The sequence below is a fragment of the Planomicrobium sp. CPCC 101079 genome (genome assembly GCF_007859275.1).
Taxonomy (GTDB): Bacteria; Bacillota; Bacilli; order Bacillales_A; family Planococcaceae; genus Planococcus.
In genome coordinates, this window is record NZ_VOHC01000028.1 from 61,656 (window position 1) to 79,095 (window position 17,440).

Below are 17,440 nucleotides of genomic sequence, written 5' to 3' on the forward strand. Positions count from 1 at the left end.
TCATAACCGTTTTATAAGATATCTACCCTTTCATGCTAATTTTAATCAATAAAGTAAGCCCAAAAGCGAAGATACGCTTTTGGGCTTACTTTATTATATAAAATATTACGCTTTAATGCCTTGAAGTTGGCGGGCTGCTTCTTTTACGCGTTCCATGCCTTCTTCAATGATTGAAGGGGCAGCATTAGGATCAAGGGCATGGCCTTCGATGATAACTTCGTTGATATCTTGGATGCCAAAGAAGTTCATGATGTTGCGGACGTACGTAACGCTCATTTCAGCCGGTGCCATTTCTGGAGTGGAATAAATGCCTCCACGTGCATTCAAGATGATGACTTTTTTATCCGGCACAAGGCCAACTGGACCATTTTCAGTATATTTGAACGTAACGCCTGCACGATAAATATAATCGATGAAAGTTTGAAGTGCCGCTGGAATTGTCATGTTCCACAACGGGAAGGCAAATACAACGACATCCGCTTCCATGAAAGCATCCATTGCTTTAGCAGAAGCAGTCAGAATGCGCTGCTCTACTTCGGTCATTGCTTCAGCTTGAGCTGATTTCTGCATTGCATCGAAAAAGTCTTGCCCGAAGTAGGGCATATCTTCTTTAAAGACATCAAATGTTGTAACATTTACGTCTGTTCCCATTTCATTCATAAATACTTCATACATTTTACTAGAAACGCCTTCAGTTGCAGGACGGTTGTTTGCTTTTACTACTAGTACATTCATTAATTGAAAACTCCTTTTATTCTAAAATTATTTATCTTCAATTCAAGATAACTTAATCATAAATGAAAGCAGAGTGAAAGTCCATCACTCTGCTCATGTTCATACTTCGCAGGAGTCTCCAGTACAGTAACTAGTTTTGCTACGTGGCTTTGACTCTGGACGGATGCCTTCTTCTTCTGCAATTTGAGTAATCGCTTCTACAAATGTTTCAAGAGACTGAGCGCCAGATAAAGCGTATTTGCGGTTAACTACAAAAAATGGCACGCCCTGGATGCCAATCTGGCGGGCTTCTTCTATGTCGTTTAATACTTCTTCCGAAAACTGCTCAGAAGCGACAACCGCTTGCGCTTCCTCTCGCGGCAATTCCGCTTCTTCAGCAATATCAACAAGTACATCTTTGTCGCCGACATTTTTTGCTTCAGCGAAATACCCATGAAGCAATTTTTCCGCGACTACCGCGTCTTTCCCTATGCTTTCGGCCCACTTTGCTAAGCGGTGCGCCGTAAATGTATTGGTATGAATCATATCGTCAAAGTTAAATTGGAGTCCGACTGTTCGAGCGTGTTCAGCAACATCTTGCGTCATTGCTTTTGCCTGCTCCACTGTCTGGCCCATTTTTTTGGCCAAGTGATCATAAATCGAAATGGCCGAATTGTTCGGTGCATCTGGATCTAGTTGAAAGGCTTTAAATGAAATTTCCGCCTTGCCTTCAAACCCGGATTGCTTTAACGCTTGTTCGAATGTCCGCTTGCCTATGTAACAAAATGGGCATGCATAATCTGACCAAATTTCAATTTTCATTTTATCCACCTCTTGCACCTACTATAACAACAGAAGACAACAGCCTCAATTTTTTTGCTTATAAGAAAAGCGCAGGCGCCCGTGTAGATTCGACAGGCATAAGACAAACCGGCGACGCGGCGCTTTTTGCCGCACAGCCGGGAAGGCTTATGACCCGAGAATCTGGGCGCTGGAGGGTCTGCAATAAGCACCAAAATACACAATTTTTTCCCGCAAAAAAAAACTGACTCCCAAAAGGGAATCAGCTAAGTGCTTCAGTAATAACTGGCACGATTTGTTTTTTGCGTGAAACGACGCCTGGAAGAAGCACACGGTTATCGATTACGCTCGATTTGAATGCGGATTCGATAATGCCCGATTGTTCTCCAAGGACAATGCCGACCGAATCATTGTTTAAAATATCCGTTACGACGAAGACGAAAAGCGACAAGCCTTTTTTCGCGATGACTTGCTCCATCAGCACTTCCAGTTCTTTTTGGCGGCTAATAACGTCATCCACTCCGATTGCATTAACTTGAGCAACCTCGAAATGGTGGGCGCCGGCTTCGAATTCTTTTGAATCCAATGACATCAAATCTTCCAATGTTTTATTGCTTAGGTCGGCGCCGGCTTTTAACATAGCCAGACCGTATTCCGCTGCGTCAACGCCTGCAAGTTCGGCAAGTTCCCGGGCAGCTTGGATATCCTGCTCAGTGCAAGTTGGAGATTTAAATAACAATGAATCTGAAATGATGGCTGATAACATTAGCCCTGCAACATTTGCCGGAACCGCCACTCCATGTTCTTTAAATAATTTCAATAAAATTGTGGCTGTACACCCTACAGGCTCAGCACGGAAATAAAGCGGATCGGTTGTTTCGAAGTTTGCGATGCGGTGGTGGTCGATGACTTCGATCACTTGCACATCATCAATGTCTTCAGCGCTTTGTTGGCGCTCGTTGTGGTCGACTAGAATCACTTGGGAAACTTCAGCCGCTACACGGGTAACAAGGCGTGGATGCTCAAAATTGAACTGTTCAAGCGCATAAAGCGTTTCGTTGTTCAATTCGCCAAGACGGATTGGTTCAACGTCCATTCCGATTTCGTTTTTCAAGTACGCATATGAAATAGCAGAACAGATTGAATCGGTATCTGGATTTTTGTGGCCTAATACAAAAGTTTTTGACATACTGGTGCCTCCTGGTTTTAGTTGTTTTCCGTGATTATTCTACCATAAGTCAGCCTTTTGGAAATACCGGCAAGGGAGTTAGTAGGAAGAAAATCTATTCTCATATGAAATAAATAGAATTTTTAAATATTAAGGGAAAAATTGTGTACTTATCAATAGGACTAATGATATAATCATCAGTAAATATAATCGAAATAGACGAAAAGGAGAGAAGAAATTGACTATTTTATTGGAAAAAAAATACATTCCATTAGCAAATTATTTTTCGTCTGCTACAAATCCATCAATTAGGCTAAGTTTTAATGAAATTGAGAAAATTATGGGCCAGCAATTGCCCAATGCCGCCTATTTAAATAAAAGTTGGTGGAAAAAAACAAAAGCTCCTGCAAAACATTTTCATGCTTGGATCGATGCGGGTTATCTCGTTAAAGATGTTGAACCGAACCGCTACGTTGTTTTTGAACGAATCGACCTTTCCAATGGAGGCGCAAATGGAGGCGCTGATATCGACGAGGACATCCTGTTGATCCGGACTGCTGAACACGGTGACGCCAGCTCACTTGTAACACTGCAAAAAACAGTAGAAGCAGAATCGGATTTCATGCTGTACGGCAAAGATGAACACGTACAATCAACGCAAAAAGTCCGGAAGCAAATCATCGAATGGAAGAAAAATGGCCATTCCACAATCTTTATTGCCATCTTGAACGGCGAACATGTCGGCTATTTGATGATTATCGGGAACGCCGCTAAGCGGGCTGCCCACCGAGCCGCCATTGTTCTTGGAATTCAAGAGAACGCCAGAGGGAAAGGAATCGCTTCTTCACTTCTCCAAAGAGCTGAGGAGTGGGCGCTTGCAAAAGGTGTTACGCGCTTGGAATTGACTGTAGTCGCCGAGAATATACCTGCTATCAATTTGTATGAAAAAGCCGGCTATGCAAAAGAAGGCGTACGAAAAAAATCACTCATCATCGATGAACAACCGCACGATGAATTCTACATGGCAAAATTTCTCGATTAAAAAAGAGGCTTGCATTTGCAGGCCTCTTTTTTAATGTGTTTTTTTAATTCAATACCAGCAACCAGAAATACAATCCGGTCAATGTGATGAATAGCGTTGGAATCGTCAAGATGATTCCAATTTTAAAATAATAGCCCCAGCTGATTTTCACGCCCTTCGCGCGCAGAACATGCAGCCAAAGAAGTGTAGCCAATGAACCGATTGGCGTGATTTTCGGCCCGAGGTCGGACCCAATAACGTTTGCGTAAATTAACGCATCCCGAGTCACGCCAGCTGTATTTGTATCTGCAATGGCGAGCGCGTCAATCATAACCGTTGGCATATTGTTCATCACTGAAGACAGAATCGCTGCGATGAAGCCCATGCCAATCGTTGCCGCATACAAGCCATGGCTTGCTGTCCACTCAATAGCCGTAGCAAGTACAGATGTGAGCCCGACATTGCGCAGGCCATAAACGACCACATACATGCCGATTGAGAAAAAGACGATTGCCCAGGGTGCGCCTTTGATGACTGCTCGCGTATGCACAGCTTCACTTCTGCGCGCGATGGCCAAAAACAGAATCGCTACGGCGCCAGCGATAATGGATACCGGAATCTCCAGCGGCCCGCTCAGGAAATAGCCAATTAGGAGAATTCCGAGAACCGCCCATGACAAGCGGAACATCTTTAAATCTTTTATTGCCGAACCCGGTTTTTTCAGTACGCTGCTATCAAAGTTCTTTGGAATGCTTTTTCTAAAATACAAATACAAGACAAGCATACTTGCCAGGATGCTGAAAAGGTTCGGCACTACCATATGTAATGCATATTCGGTAAAACCGATTCCGAAAAAGTCCGCAGAGACAATATTGACAAGGTTGCTGATGACGAACGGCAAGGATGCTGTATCTGCGATAAACCCCGAAGCCATAATAAACGGCAATATCATGGCATCTTTAAAATTCAATGCACGGACCATCGCCAAGACAATTGGGGTTAAAATGAGTGCAGCACCATCATTGGCAAACAGCGCCGCCACAACAGCGCCAAGAAACGTTACAAGTAAAAACATGCGCAGGCCACTGCCTTTGGCAAACCGCCCCATGTGCAAAGCGGCCCATTCAAAAAATCCGATTTCATCGAGAATCAGTGAAATGATAATGAGTGCAACAAAAGTCAAAGTAGCATTCCAGACAATTCCCGTTACATCCCAGACGTCGCCAAAATCGACAACTCCAAAAATCAGCGCAACAATCGCGCCCCCGATTGCCGACCAGCCGATCGACAAGTTTCTCGGCTGTGCAATCACCAAAAACAAGGTAATGATAAAAATAATTCCCGCTAACCAAACTTCCACTACTAATACAACTCCCTATTCACAGATTACCCTTTTTCCTTCTGCCGCCAATGATTCGATTGTCCGCTCCGGTTCCGGCAGTAAACTCAATAAATGGAGCAAAATCGGATATTGCGGATGCCGTGTGTTCAACGACCAAATCGTCCAGCGGCCGCGCTTTTCCTCCATGACCAATTCCGCCGCTTTGAGTTTGCGCATGTGCTGCGAAATCGCCGGCTGGGTCATGTCCAGAAGCTCTGTAAACTCGCAAATGCACAATGCTTCTTTCATTAGGTATTTTAATATAAGCATCCGGTTATGATCTCCGACTGCTTTCAAATACAATTCCATTTGCGAATAATCCATACTATGCCACCTTCTTATTTATAATAGATTTATTATATAAGCAAATACTTATCGATAGCAAGAAGTTCTTTCGAATTTCAGTAATGCTGTTTCTAGAAAACACTGGTTTCTTTGCAGCAATTCACTTCCACTTGTTTTCTCCATTACGGAAATTCCTCTACAAAAAAAATCCCGCCAGCACTCGCTGACGGGATTTCCACCTCTTGTTTTATTGTGCCGATTTCTCAAGTACGCGCAGCACTTCACGGTTAAACGCTGGAATATCGTCCGGTTGGCGGCTTGTCACCAATTGGTCCTGGCATACAGCAACCTCTTCGTCGACAAGCTTCGCGCCTGCGTATTCCATGTCCACATGAATTGATTTATAGCCCGTAGCTTTTCGCCCTTCAAGCGCTTTTGCAGTAATCAGCAATTGCGGTCCATGGCAGATGGCGAAAACCGGTTTTTTCGCGTCCATGAATGCTTTTGTGAAAGAAACGAAACGGTCGTCCGCACGAAGCTGGTCTGGAGAAAATCCGCCAGGCAAGAACAATGCGTCATAATCTTCCGGATTGGCATCGTCAATTCCAGTGTCGATTGTCACTACAGCTTCACCTTGCTTGCCGGTCACTTCTTTTCCAGCTTCTTTCTCAATCGTAAAGACTTCATGGCCTGCATCGTTTAATGCTTTTGATGGATCGGTATATTCTACATCTTCGAACATGTCCGTAATTAGCGTTGCAATTTTTGCCACTATCTTTCACTCCTTCTATTTAAGTATTCCCCCTTCATATTCCACGAGAGAAACATCTTAAACATAGAGCTTAACGGAACTTCGAGACAAACGGGTTATCACTTTCCCAAAAGCGATACGGATAATTGACAGCTTCCTGTGAATTGCCGATGCCGACACGCGGACCGACAGCAACCGCATGAACCGGGTCTCCTTCAGCAATGTACAGTGGCCGTTCCGAGAAATGATGGCCGTAATATTTCATTGTAATGCCCATTGCCTTCGTCAATTTCCCTGGGCCACTTGTCCATTGCTTGATCGGCAAATGTTTGCCGCGAAGTTCCGCCATCAGATCAATCCCTTCGACCGGCTCCACTGCCCTTATTAAAATCGCGCGCGGCGTGTCAACAGGGCCGCTGACCACGTTGATAAGGGTATGCGTATGCATTTGATATGTATAAACAAGGCCGGGCTTTCCAAACATAATCTCGGTCCGTTTTGTACGGCGATTCCCAAAACTATGGGCTGCCCGGTCTTCTGCTCCCATATACGCTTCCGTCTCCACAATCCGGCCCGCAACGGTTCCTCCTGGCAATTCATGGACAAGAATTTGCCCGAGCAGGCTGCGCGCCAGTTCAAGCGTCGGCGCATCAAAAAAATCAGCTTTGAGTGCTGTGAACATGCTGCATCCCTCCTATCGGCATTATACCGAAGAAGGGGCAGCCACTGCATCAATCAAGGGTAGGAGCTCGTCGATTTTATCATCATGGAACGCTTGGACAATGGCCGAGCCGACGATGAATCCATCGACGTCGCCGCGCAGCATGTCGACATGCTGGACTTTTGAAATGCCAAATCCGGCATATACCGGAACCGGGCTTTTCGAGCGGACACGCTTCATGAATTCCCGCACTTCTTCGGCAAGGTGATCGCGCGCACCGGTGATCCCGGTGACCGTAACGGCATAGACGAATCCTTCCGCTTCCTGCAAAATAGCTTCCATCCGCTCTTCGGTCGTTGTCAGCGTCACGAGCTGGATCAGCGCAATTCCTTCTTGCTGAGTCGCTCCTTGCACAAGTTCGCGGTGTTCATAAGGAAGATCAGGGATAATCGTTCCCGAGATGCCTGCCCGTTTGCATTCTTTGGCAAAGCGTTCAATGCCGAACTTCACCACCGGATTTAAATACGTCATGACAATGAGCGGCACTTTCACTTCAAAAGTCCAACTTGCCAGTTCATCCAGCACTTTTTGCAGTGTCACGCCTTCTTTCAGCGCCCGATTGCCTGCCGCTTCGATGATGGCGCCGTCCGCTACTGGATCTGAAAACGGAATGCCGATTTCAATCGCTGTCACCCCAGCGTTTTGAAGGAATTTCACTTGCTCGCTCAAGCGCTCCAATCCTCCGTCACCTGCCATAATGTAGGTGACAAACGCTTTTCGTCCCGCTTTTTTCAAATCTGCCAATCGCTTCATGTCAGCCCCTCCAATCTCTCAGCATAAGTCGCCATATCTTTATCGCCGCGGCCGGATACGCAAATCACAAGCAGTTCATCCGGAGCCATTTGTTTCGCCCACTTTTCCGCTTCCGCAATGGCATGGGCCGACTCCAGCGCCGGAATAATGCCTTCCAGCTGCGAAAATGTAATGACGGCTTTTAATGCTTCCTCGTCTGTGATCGCTTTGTATTCCACTCGTCCGATATCCGCCAAGTGGGCATGTTCCGGGCCGACGCCCGGGTAATCCAGGCCGGCTGAAATAGAATGGGCTTCCTGCACTTGCCCAGCATCATCCTGCAGCAACTTCATGAACGCCCCGTGCAGCACACCTTCTGTCCCTTTCGTCATTGTTGCTGCGTGTCTTTCGGTATCTGCGCCTTCGCCTGCCGCTTCCACGCCGATCAATTTCACCGATTCATCCTGCAAGAACGGATAGAACATGCCAATGGCATTGCTTCCACCGCCGATGCACGCAAGGACCACATCCGGCAACCGGCCTTCATGCTCCAAAATTTGGCGTCTTGTTTCTTTTCCGATAACGCTTTGGAAATCCCGGACCATTGTCGGAAACGGATGCGGTCCGAGCGCCGACCCGATCAAGTAATGCGTATCTTCAACATTTGTCACCCAATAGCGAAGCGCCTCATTGACAGCATCCTTCAATGTCGAACTGCCTTTCGTAACGCTTTCCACCCGCGCACCAAGCAGCTTCATGCGAAAGACGTTCAATTGCTGGCGTTTGATGTCTTCTTCCCCCATAAATATGACGCACTCCAGATCAAACAGTGCACAAACCGTAGCAGTCGCCACGCCGTGCTGGCCGGCTCCCGTTTCTGCAACAATCTTGCGTTTGCCCATGCGCATCGCAAGCAGTGCTTGGCCAAGGGCATTATTGATTTTATGCGCTCCGGTATGATTCAAGTCTTCTCGCTTTAAATACACTTTCGGACCGCCCCATGCATCAGTCAATCGTTTGGCGAATGTCAGCGGCTGCTCGCGCCCGACGTATTCCTTCAAATAATGATGGTATTCTTCTAAAAACTCCGGGTCTTGCTTCGCTTCCGTATAGGCATCTTCCAATTCCTTGACAGCCTTCATCAGCGTTTCCGGAACGAATTGTCCGCCGTATTTCCCGAAAAACCCTACTTTTTCTATCGCCTGCTCCATCAAATCACCCTTTGCTTGTTGAATGAATTTCTGTATCTTCGAACTGTCTTTTCTGCCATGCGTTTCCACGCCGCTTGATACATCGACCATAAACGGCCGGGTTTGCTTGATAGCCGAACGAACATTTTCCGGATTCAAGCCCCCTGCGACGATAAGCTTTGATGCATCGATTCCGCCGCCTTCAAGCAGACTCCAATCAAACACATTGCCGCTGCCTCCCCGATGATCCGTACCGGGCGCATCAACCAATACGTAATCGGCCACCGAATTTTTCAGCCTTTCGACATCTTGTTTGCTGCGGATGGAAAAAGCTTGGACGACCGGCACGCGGATCGCTTCGACTAAACTGTCCGGTTCGTCGCCGTGCAGCTGAACCATCGTCAACGGCACCATTTCGACCGCTTTCTCGATTTCTTCAAGAGAAGCATTTACAAAAACACCGATTTTTTCAATATCAACCGGCGCATATTTTGCTAATTCGTTAGCCCGTTCAACCGAAACCCGCCGTTTGCTCGGCGCAAAAACAAAGCCGATCGCGTCCGCTCCTTCCGCCGCTTTTACATGTGCTTCTTCCATAAGTCCGCATATTTTCACTTTCGTCATCGGACAACCTCTCCTTTGATCGCTTCGCGGATCCACACGCCCGGATTTTCCGAGCGCATCAACGCTTCACCGACCAAAATGCCCGAAGCGCCGCAGCTGTAAACAAACCGGGCGTCCTCTTTCGTATGAAGGCCGCTCTCACTGATCAAAATCCGGCCGCTGTCAAAAGGAAATTTTTTCGCCAGTTCAGCGGTCCGTTCGAGCGACACATTGAACGTCTTTAAATCACGGTTGTTGACACCGATCAATAGAGCATCCAGCTCTAATGCAGTTTCCAGTTCTTCTTCATCGTGCACTTCAACCAATATTTCCAAATCTTGCGCTTTCGCATACTGGTACAGCCGCTGCAGCTCCTCTTTTTCCAAAGCTGCAACGATCAATAAAATGATGGTAGCGCCCGCGCTTTTAGCCCGATCGATTTGGATTTCGCTGATCATAAAGTCTTTGCAGAGTACCGGGACGGATACCGCTTGTGCCACTTGCCGCAAATCGTCGATCGATCCTTTAAAATAGGTTTCGTCTGTCAGTACCGATATGGCAGCGGCGCCGGCTTGTTCATACTTTTTCGCCTGCTCAACAATATTGACCGTTGTATGGATGTCTCCTTTCGATGGCGACGCCCGTTTGATCTCGGAAATAACGCCGTTTCTGTTGCGCAAATGGTCGGCCAAACGTGTTTTTTCGGGAAAAACGCAATTTTCGCCGGGACTGTTTGTATAGTGTTGAATCTCTTCACGTTTGGTGGCAATGATTTTATCTAAAATGGTCATACAAGCACTCCTGACGTGATGCGATGAAGCTCGAAAACACGAGCTGTTTCACCGGATAAGATGGATTTTCGGGCTTGATGGACGCCTTCCGCAATCGAAGAGACACGTGCGCTGACGTAAAGGGCAGCTCCTGCGTTTAGCGCAACAGTATCCAAATACGCACTTTCTTTTCCTTCAAGCACGCCCATGAAAATCTCTGCGTTGCGCATCGGCTCACCTCCGCGAATCGCTTCGATTGGCGCCGTTTCCAATCCCGCCTCATGCGGGTGGATCGTCATTTTTTGTTTGCCCTGTTCATTAAAAACAATCAATTCGTTTGTTCCGGCTAGCGACAATTCGTCAAGGCCGCCTGCTCCATGAATGAGCGCTCCACGCGTTCTGCCTAAGCGCATCAGCGCATCGGCCATAGGCTCCATCATATCGCGGCGATATACACCTGTCATTTGGACAGAAATCGGCAGCGGATTGGCAAGCGGACCAACCAGATTAAAAATGGTCGGCGTGCCGATGTTCTTGCGCACAGCCCGCAACGGGCCAAGAGCAGGATGGATAGCCGGAGCGAATAAAAAGGCAATGCCGGTTTGTTCGAGCATCGCCGGGATGGAGGCAACGTCCAGCCCGGTGGAAATTCCAAGCGCTTCCAGCACGTCCGCACTGCCCGTCTTGCTCGATACGCTCCGGTTCCCATGCTTGGCCACCGTCATGCCGCATCCTGCCAACACAAAAGCGGTGAGCGTGCTGATGTTAAAACTGAATGACCGATCGCCTCCAGTTCCGCAAACATCGATCAGTTCGCCGTAAACTTGCGGCAATGCCACTGCTTTTTCCCGCATCGCTCTTACCAGGCCTACGAGTTCATCGGCCGTTTCACCTTTTGTGTGCAGTTCAGTTAAAAACTGTTTTATCATTGATTCGTTAACGTTCCCGCTCAATATTTCCAAAGACTTTTCATACATTTGCTGTTCTGTATAATTCTCTGCTCTTCTCATCTCAATCGCTCCTCGACTTGTCTTTTAAATGCAAAAATCCCCGCAACCGGACAGTCATCCGGTTGCGGGGACGGGTTAAAACCGCGGTACCACCACGCATTAGTGCCTTTTTGCACTCACTTAAACAGGCTATTCGCCTTGCCCTTTAACGCAGGGTATACGTCTCCCTTACTCGCTTCCGCTTTCAGGCCAGCTCTCCTAAGTCCATTCGCGCAAGCCGTCCAATCAGCTCCCACCAGCCGCTGACTCTCTAAATGGATGTTCTTGCCTACTCGTCTCAATCTTCGATTTCTCTGCTATCTATGCTCTGCTCTTCTAGGCTTTTCTCTCAAAGGGACTTGTCGGCTCGTTCAACAAGTTTCATTCATATTAAAGTCTTTTGTTTATTCTGTCAAGTCCAAATAATATCACTTATTGTATCATCTTAGAGACCCATCCGTTTGGCGACGATTGTTTTCATGATTTCATTGGAACCGGCATAAATGGCGGCAACTGGAATATCACGGTACCGCCGGGCGATTTTGTATTCTTCCATATAGCCATAACCGCCATGCAGCTGCATGCATTCCCCTGAAATTTTCTTTGCCGTATCCGTTAGCCAGTATTTGGCCATTGAAACTTTAGAGACAATATCCTTGTCGGCCATATGGTCTTCGATGAGCGATTCAAGAAACGAATGGCCCAGTTCCACTTCGGTTGCCATTTCCACCAGTTTGAATTGCGTATTTTGGAAAGAGCTGATCGGCTTGCCAAACGCTTTTCGCGATTTCACGTAATCAAGCGTCAACTCCAGCATGTCTTCAGAAGCGGCTTGCGCTGCAATAGCGACAACCAGGCGTTCTTGCTGCAGCTTTTCCATTAAATATGAAAAGCCCTGGTTTTCAACACCTATTAAATTTGACGCTGGGACGATGCAGTCTTCAAAATACAATTCCGATGTGTCTTGAGCGTGCAAACCGACTTTATTGAGCTTGCGCCCTTTCGTAAAACCAGGCGTCCCTTCCTCGATTATCAGCAAAGAAATGCCGCGATGCTTTGGTTCCGCTTTTGGATCGGTCTTGACCGCCGTGAGGACAAGTGTCGAATTGATGCCATTGGTGATAAAGGTTTTTTGGCCGTTGACGATATAATGATCGCCTTGGCGGACAGCTGTCGTCGACAAGTTGGCAAGGTCTGACCCCGCGCCGGGCTCCGTCATTGCGATTGCCGTAATGTGGTCTCCCGATACACATCCCGGCAGCCAGCGCTGTTTTTGTTCTTCCGTGCCATATGCCTCGATGTAAGGCACGGTAATATCATTATGAAGCCCAACACCGGTGAGGCTGGCACCAACCCGCTCCATTTCTTCGCCAATGATAACTGCATACCGAAAATCGGTGTCAAGGCCGCCGTACTGTTCTTCCACTTGCGAGCATAAAAAACCCATATCGCCTAACTGTTTCCAAAACGATTTGGGTATCAAATGGTCTCCTTCCCACTTTTCGTATTGCGGCACTGCCTCTTTCTCCAAAAACTTGCGCAACGATTTGCGGAACATTTCATGTTCTGCTTCTTCAAATCGATACTTGCCCACTCGTATCCCCCCTTATTTCGGCTGCATGCGAATAGCGCCGTCGAGCCGGATCACTTCACCGTTCAACATAACGTTTTCTGCTACGCTTTCCACCAGCTGCGCATATTCTGAAGGTTGTCCGAGGCGTGCCGGAAACGGCACCGATGCAGAAAGTGATTCAACTGCCGCTTCTGGCAATCCATCAAACATCGGTGTTTTCATAAGTCCAGGCGCAATTGCCATGACCCGGATTCCATATTGCGCAAATTCGCGTGCAATTGGCAACGTCATGGAAACAATACCGCCTTTCGAAGCACTGTACGCCGCTTGGCCGATCTGGCCCTCAAAAGCGGCGACCGAGGCTGTGGAAATGATGACGCCGCGCTCGCCGTTTCCGTTCGATTCGTTTTTCCGCATAGCGGCAGCAGCCACCCGGATCACATTAAAGCTGCCAATCAAATTGATTTGAATAATTTTCTCGAACTGCTCAAGTGGCATCGGACCATTTTTTGCAACGACTTTCCCAGGGGTGCCGATGCCTGCACAGTTGACGACTGCATTAATGTGGCCGAAGCGCTCCACAACTTGCGCGATATTTTGTTCAACTTGTTTAGCATCGGTCACGTCTGTCTGGAGATAGAAAACACTTTCTCTTCCAAGCTCTTCAATCAGTTTTTTAGAGCGTTCCGAATTTAAATCAAAAATCGCCGCTTGGCCGCCCTTTTCCACAATTCGCCTAACGGTCGCTTCGCCAAGACCAGATGCCCCGCCTGTCACAACCGCTTTCATGTCTGCCAGTTCCATTGCAATCCCCCTTTATCGAAACTCTTTTTATAGCCTTTCAATAATTGTGGCGTTGGCCATTCCCATTCCTTCGCAAATAGCCAGCAGTCCGTAGCGCCCTTCAATGCGTTCGAGTTCATGGACGAGCGAAACCAATAACCTTGTACCGGTCGCACCAAGCGGATGCCCAAGAGCGATGGCGCCTCCGCCAACATTTAATTTCTCTGGATCTCCGCCGACATCGGCAAGCCAAGCGAGTGGAACCGGCGCAAATGCTTCGTTTACTTCATAGCGGTCGATGTCTTCAATCTTCAAGCCCGCTTTTTCCAACGCTTTTTTCGTTGCCGCAATTGGCCCGGTTAACATCAACGTTGGATCAGATCCGATTACTACTCGGGAAATAATGCGCGCTTTCGGTTTTAGGCCAAGTTCCTGCGCTTTCTCCCCTGACATCAATAGCACCGCTGAGGCCCCATCGCTCATTTGGCTCGCATTTCCTGCGGTAATGGAACCGTTTTCATCAAACACGGCCTTTAAGCCGCCGAGTACTTCCATAGTCGTTCCAACACGAGGCCCCTCATCCACTGCCACTACGCGCTTTTCGCCGTTTTCGCTTTCTACTTCAACCGGTACGATTTCCTGTTCATAAGAGCCATTCGCTATCGCTTTTTGCGCACGCTCATGACTTTGAACCGAATATGCGTCCAACTGCTCTCGCGTGAATTTCCATTTTTCCGCGATGCGTTCTGCAGATAGGCCTTGATTGATAATTTCGTATTCACTAGTCAGTTTTTCACTCGGCTCGGCTCCTTGCATGTTCGAGAACATCGGCACACGCGTCATGCTTTCAACACCCCCTGCAATGACGATATCCATATCGCCAGCCAAAATGGCCTGGGCTGCAAAATGCACCGCTTGCTGGCTCGAGCCGCATTGCCGATCGATGGTGACGCCCGGCACATGATCAGGAAAGCCGGCAATTAACGCCGCTGTCCGCGCAATATTGCCGCCTTGTTCACCAGCTTGTGAAACACATCCTAAAATGACGTCTTCCACGTCTCCTTTTTCAACGCCTGCACGATTTACCAATTCCTCCAGTACTTTAGCCGCAAGCTCATCCGGCCGAATGCCTCCAAGTACTCCTTTACGCCGGCCGACCGCTGACCGAACAGCTTCTACAATTACTGCCTCCCTCATTTCTACACCCCGCTTGGTTAGTCATTTTCAGATTCGAAATAAACTTCAGAATTGAATGACTATTCATTCAATTACTGCTATTGTACAAGAGCTTTACGCCAAATGCCATAAAAAAACCTGCAGAAACCTCTGCAGGCTGGGAGAATCACTATTCTGTTATCAAACCTTTTTCAACAAGAAATTCACGTGCTACATCGCTTGCGACTTCTTGGTCCTGATCGACGCGCGCATTCATCGCAAGCATTTCTTCTTCACTGATTTGTCCAGCAAGCTCGTTCAACACATTCTCCAACTCCGGATATTCTTCAAGCGTTTCTAACCGGACAACCGGCGCTGCATCGTATTTCGGGAAAAACGACAAGTCATCTTCGGTTGTTTCAAGATCGAACAACCCAATTCGGCTGTCCGTTGTGAACGCAGGAATCACGTCGACTTCCCCGTTCTTCACAGCTTCGTACATAATAGCCGGATCAAAACTTTCCATTTGCGAAAAATTGAACGGATATGTCTTCACCATATCGTTGTAGCCGTCTCCTTTACGTTCATAAAAAGGATGCGGTGCTCCAAACGACATGTCTTCTTTCTGTGAAATCTCCGCAAGTTCCGAATATGTCTCCGCCGAGTAACCACTATCTTTAGAAAATGCCAAGGTATAGCCATTTTCAAATCCAAGCGGTTCTAGCCAAGTCGCTTTCAACTGTTCTTCATACCCTTGGCGGACGCGTTCTAACACCTCTTCCGACGATTGGCCTGGAACGGACTCTTCTTTCAAGACATCTTTCAACCCGGTGCCCGTATATTCCACGTACAAGTCAATATCCCCTTGTTCAAGTGCAGGAGTCAAAATCGCCACTTCTCCAAGCCCTTCCTCGTATTCCACTGTGTAATCCGAATTCGCTTCGATATACTGCCCTAAAATCTGAGGCAAAATGTATTGCTCAGTCCATGGTTTACCGCCTATGACAATTGGATCTTTGCTTTCTCCGCCTGTTTCCGAACCGCAACCCGACAACACAACCGCCACTGCCAACAAAACACCAAACGCGCTTTTCTTCATCATGGAACCCCCTTTAAATTTTCAGTCCTCTTGGCGTGACTTTCTTTTCAATCCACTTCAATATCCAATCAAACCCGATGGCGAGCAGCGCAACCGGCAAAGCGCCCGCCAAAACGAGTGAATTGTTATAAGATTGCAAGCCACGGTAAATGATATCCCCTAAGCCACCAGCTCCGACAAAGGTAGCGAGTGTTGCAATTCCAACCGTGAGGACAGTAGCAGTGCGTATGCCTGCCATGATAAAAGGCAAGGCAAGCGGAAGTTCGATTTGCCGCAGTATTTGCGTCTTGGTCATGCCCATTCCGCGGCCTGCCTCAATAATTGACGCATCAACTCCGGTAATGCCGGTATACGTATTCCGTAAAATGGGCAGCAAAGCGTAAATGATGAGCGCCAGCAGCGCTGTCGGGTAGCCAATTCCTAGAATCGGCACCAAAAATCCAAACAGCGCCAGGCTCGGTATTGTTTGGAAAATCGCTGTCACGCCAATAACCGGCTCTGCATAACGGCGATAACGCGCAATAAGGATGCCTAAAGGCAAAGAAATTGCGATTCCGATTGCAATGGCTATAAACGACAGGTAAATATGTTCCATAAACGCAGTTTGAATCATTTCTTGACGGCTTACGAGGGTGTCCAGGAAATTCTTCATACTAGCGCACCGTCTTCCTTGAAAAGAGCGGCTTTCAAAAGATCTTTTTCGCTCGCATAAGCAACGACACGGCCATTTTCAGTGATTGCCAAACGGTTGCCGCGATTTTCGGTTAAACAAAGAACCGCCTCGTCAATCGTAGAGGAAGAGGCGATTTTTTGCGCATCTCCGCTCCACTCCTTTTCGAAAATCTCCATATATTCTTTCAGCTGACGCTCTCCGAACGACCGCTTTTGGCGGATTCGCTCGATGCCGATAAAATTCCGGACAAACTCATTGGCGGGACTATCCACCAATTGTCGAGGAGTGCCGACTTGCTCAATCTGCCCTTTTCGCATGACGACGATAGTATCGGCAATTTTTAGCGCTTCGTCCATATCATGAGTGACGAATACAATGGTTTTGTTAATAGTCTGCTGAAGATTGCGCAATTCATTCTGCAGCTGTTCCCGGCTGATGGGATCCAACGCGGAAAACGGCTCATCCATCAATACGATATCGGGATCTCCAGCAAGCGCGCGGACAACACCGATCCGCTGTTGCTGTCCTCCGCTAAGTTCTAAAGGAAATCTCTTTAGGTACGTATCCGGATCAAGTCCAACCAAACTCAGTAACTCACGGATCCGAGAGGCCGTTTTTTCTTTTGGCCAAGAAAGCAATCTGGGAACAAGTGACACATTGTCCAAAATTGTCATATGCGGAAACAAACCAATCCGCTGAATCACATAGCCGATGGAGCGGCGAAGTTGAACTTCATCCAAATCCGTAACGGGTCTTCCATCGATGTATATATTGCCCTCCGTCGGTTTTTCCAGTTTATTGATCATTTTCATCAATGTAGTTTTCCCACAGCCACTCGGGCCGATGATAGCTGTCAATTGATGAGCCGGAAGAATGAGCGAAACATTTTTCAGCGCATCCGTTCCATCAGAGAACCGTCTGCTAACATTTTCAAAGCGAATCATTGCAGCACCTCTTTCCCTATCTGATAAGTCCTTACCCTTAATCGAAAAGACTACTCACAGTTCTATTAAAGAAAAAACGGCTGCATG

18 protein-coding genes, 1 pseudogene and 1 other annotated feature are annotated in these 17,440 nt (G+C 47.5%); of the genes and pseudogenes, 1 reads left to right on the top strand and 18 read right to left on the bottom strand.

Annotated elements, in window-relative coordinates; genetic code table 11:
• Positions 1-105: 105 nt before the first annotated feature.
• From FQV28_RS12420 to FQV28_RS12430, 3 genes are all read right to left on the bottom strand, one after another.
• Positions 106-735 (bottom strand): FMN-dependent NADH-azoreductase, encoded by a 630-nt coding sequence (locus tag FQV28_RS12420; protein WP_146496819.1) that lies wholly within the window; start codon positions 733-735, stop codon positions 106-108.
• Positions 736-834: 99 nt separating this feature from the next.
• On the bottom strand, positions 835-1,536 hold the full coding sequence (locus tag FQV28_RS12425; RefSeq protein ID WP_146496820.1) for a DsbA family oxidoreductase: 702 nt from the start codon (positions 1,534-1,536) through the stop codon (positions 835-837).
• Between the two features lie 241 nt (positions 1,537-1,777).
• On the bottom strand, positions 1,778-2,704 hold the full coding sequence (locus tag FQV28_RS12430; RefSeq protein ID WP_146496821.1) for a manganese-dependent inorganic pyrophosphatase: 927 nt from the start codon (positions 2,702-2,704) through the stop codon (positions 1,778-1,780).
• Between the two features lie 217 nt (positions 2,705-2,921).
• Here FQV28_RS12430 and FQV28_RS12435 point away from each other — a divergent pair, with 217 nt between their 5' ends.
• Positions 2,922-3,725, top strand: a complete 804-nt coding sequence (locus tag FQV28_RS12435) for a GNAT family N-acetyltransferase (RefSeq protein ID WP_146496822.1) — start codon at positions 2,922-2,924, stop codon at positions 3,723-3,725.
• 43 nt (positions 3,726-3,768) lie between these two features.
• Here FQV28_RS12435 and FQV28_RS12440 read toward each other — a convergent pair whose 3' ends face one another.
• The 15 genes and pseudogenes from FQV28_RS12440 to FQV28_RS12505 all read right to left on the bottom strand — a co-directional run bounded on the left by FQV28_RS12440 (position 3,769) and on the right by FQV28_RS12505 (position 17,353).
• The gene (locus tag FQV28_RS12440) at positions 3,769-5,064 is read right to left on the bottom strand and encodes an arsenic transporter (protein WP_146496823.1); all 1,296 of its coding nucleotides are present in this window, start codon (positions 5,062-5,064) and stop codon (positions 3,769-3,771) included.
• Between the two features lie 15 nt (positions 5,065-5,079).
• Positions 5,080-5,409, bottom strand: a complete 330-nt coding sequence (locus FQV28_RS12445; RefSeq protein WP_146496824.1) for an ArsR/SmtB family transcription factor — start codon at positions 5,407-5,409, stop codon at positions 5,080-5,082.
• 208 nt (positions 5,410-5,617) lie between these two features.
• Positions 5,618-6,142 carry a type 1 glutamine amidotransferase domain-containing protein gene (locus FQV28_RS12450; RefSeq protein ID WP_146496825.1) on the bottom strand — a complete coding sequence of 175 codons (525 nt, stop codon included), beginning with the start codon at positions 6,140-6,142 and terminating at the stop codon, positions 5,618-5,620.
• A 70-nt stretch (positions 6,143-6,212) separates the two neighbouring features.
• Positions 6,213-6,803: a DNA-3-methyladenine glycosylase gene (locus FQV28_RS12455; RefSeq protein WP_146496826.1), complete on the bottom strand. Its 591-nt coding sequence runs from the start codon at positions 6,801-6,803 to the stop codon at positions 6,213-6,215.
• A 21-nt stretch (positions 6,804-6,824) separates the two neighbouring features.
• On the bottom strand, positions 6,825-7,595 hold the full coding sequence (gene trpA / locus FQV28_RS12460; protein ID WP_146496827.1) for a tryptophan synthase subunit alpha: 771 nt from the start codon (positions 7,593-7,595) through the stop codon (positions 6,825-6,827).
• A complete protein-coding gene (gene trpB, locus FQV28_RS12465) occupies positions 7,592-8,785 on the bottom strand; it encodes a tryptophan synthase subunit beta (RefSeq protein WP_255472960.1) in 1,194 nt (397 codons plus the stop codon). The genes trpA and trpB overlap by 4 nt, the downstream gene beginning before the upstream one ends.
• A gap of 27 nt (positions 8,786-8,812) precedes the next feature.
• Positions 8,813-9,388: pseudogene (locus FQV28_RS19570) on the bottom strand (phosphoribosylanthranilate isomerase); the annotation flags it as partial.
• Positions 9,385-10,158, bottom strand: a complete 774-nt coding sequence (gene trpC / locus FQV28_RS12470) for an indole-3-glycerol phosphate synthase TrpC (protein WP_146496829.1) — start codon at positions 10,156-10,158, stop codon at positions 9,385-9,387. The pseudogene FQV28_RS19570 and the gene trpC, both read right to left, overlap by 4 nt.
• A complete protein-coding gene (gene trpD, locus FQV28_RS12475) occupies positions 10,155-11,147 on the bottom strand; it encodes an anthranilate phosphoribosyltransferase (RefSeq protein ID WP_146496830.1) in 993 nt (330 codons plus the stop codon). The genes trpC and trpD overlap by 4 nt, the downstream gene beginning before the upstream one ends.
• Before the next feature lie 63 nt (positions 11,148-11,210).
• Positions 11,211-11,441: a binding site (T-box leader), on the bottom strand.
• 130 nt (positions 11,442-11,571) lie between these two features.
• Positions 11,572-12,720 carry an acyl-CoA dehydrogenase family protein gene (locus FQV28_RS12480; protein WP_146496831.1) on the bottom strand — a complete coding sequence of 383 codons (1,149 nt, stop codon included), beginning with the start codon at positions 12,718-12,720 and terminating at the stop codon, positions 11,572-11,574.
• A 12-nt stretch (positions 12,721-12,732) separates the two neighbouring features.
• A complete protein-coding gene (locus FQV28_RS12485) occupies positions 12,733-13,503 on the bottom strand; it encodes a 3-hydroxyacyl-CoA dehydrogenase (protein WP_146496832.1) in 771 nt (256 codons plus the stop codon).
• Between the two features lie 27 nt (positions 13,504-13,530).
• Positions 13,531-14,679, bottom strand: a complete 1,149-nt coding sequence (locus FQV28_RS12490) for a thiolase family protein (RefSeq protein WP_146496833.1) — start codon at positions 14,677-14,679, stop codon at positions 13,531-13,533.
• Between the two features lie 148 nt (positions 14,680-14,827).
• A complete protein-coding gene (locus FQV28_RS12495; protein WP_146496834.1) occupies positions 14,828-15,736 on the bottom strand; it encodes an ABC transporter substrate-binding protein in 909 nt (302 codons plus the stop codon).
• A gap of 13 nt (positions 15,737-15,749) precedes the next feature.
• Positions 15,750-16,388 (bottom strand): ABC transporter permease, encoded by a 639-nt coding sequence (locus tag FQV28_RS12500; RefSeq protein ID WP_146496835.1) that lies wholly within the window; start codon positions 16,386-16,388, stop codon positions 15,750-15,752.
• Positions 16,385-17,353: an ABC transporter ATP-binding protein gene (locus FQV28_RS12505; protein ID WP_146496836.1), complete on the bottom strand. Its 969-nt coding sequence runs from the start codon at positions 17,351-17,353 to the stop codon at positions 16,385-16,387. Before FQV28_RS12505 ends, FQV28_RS12500 begins: the two co-directional genes overlap by 4 nt.
• Positions 17,354-17,440: the final 87 nt, after the last annotated feature.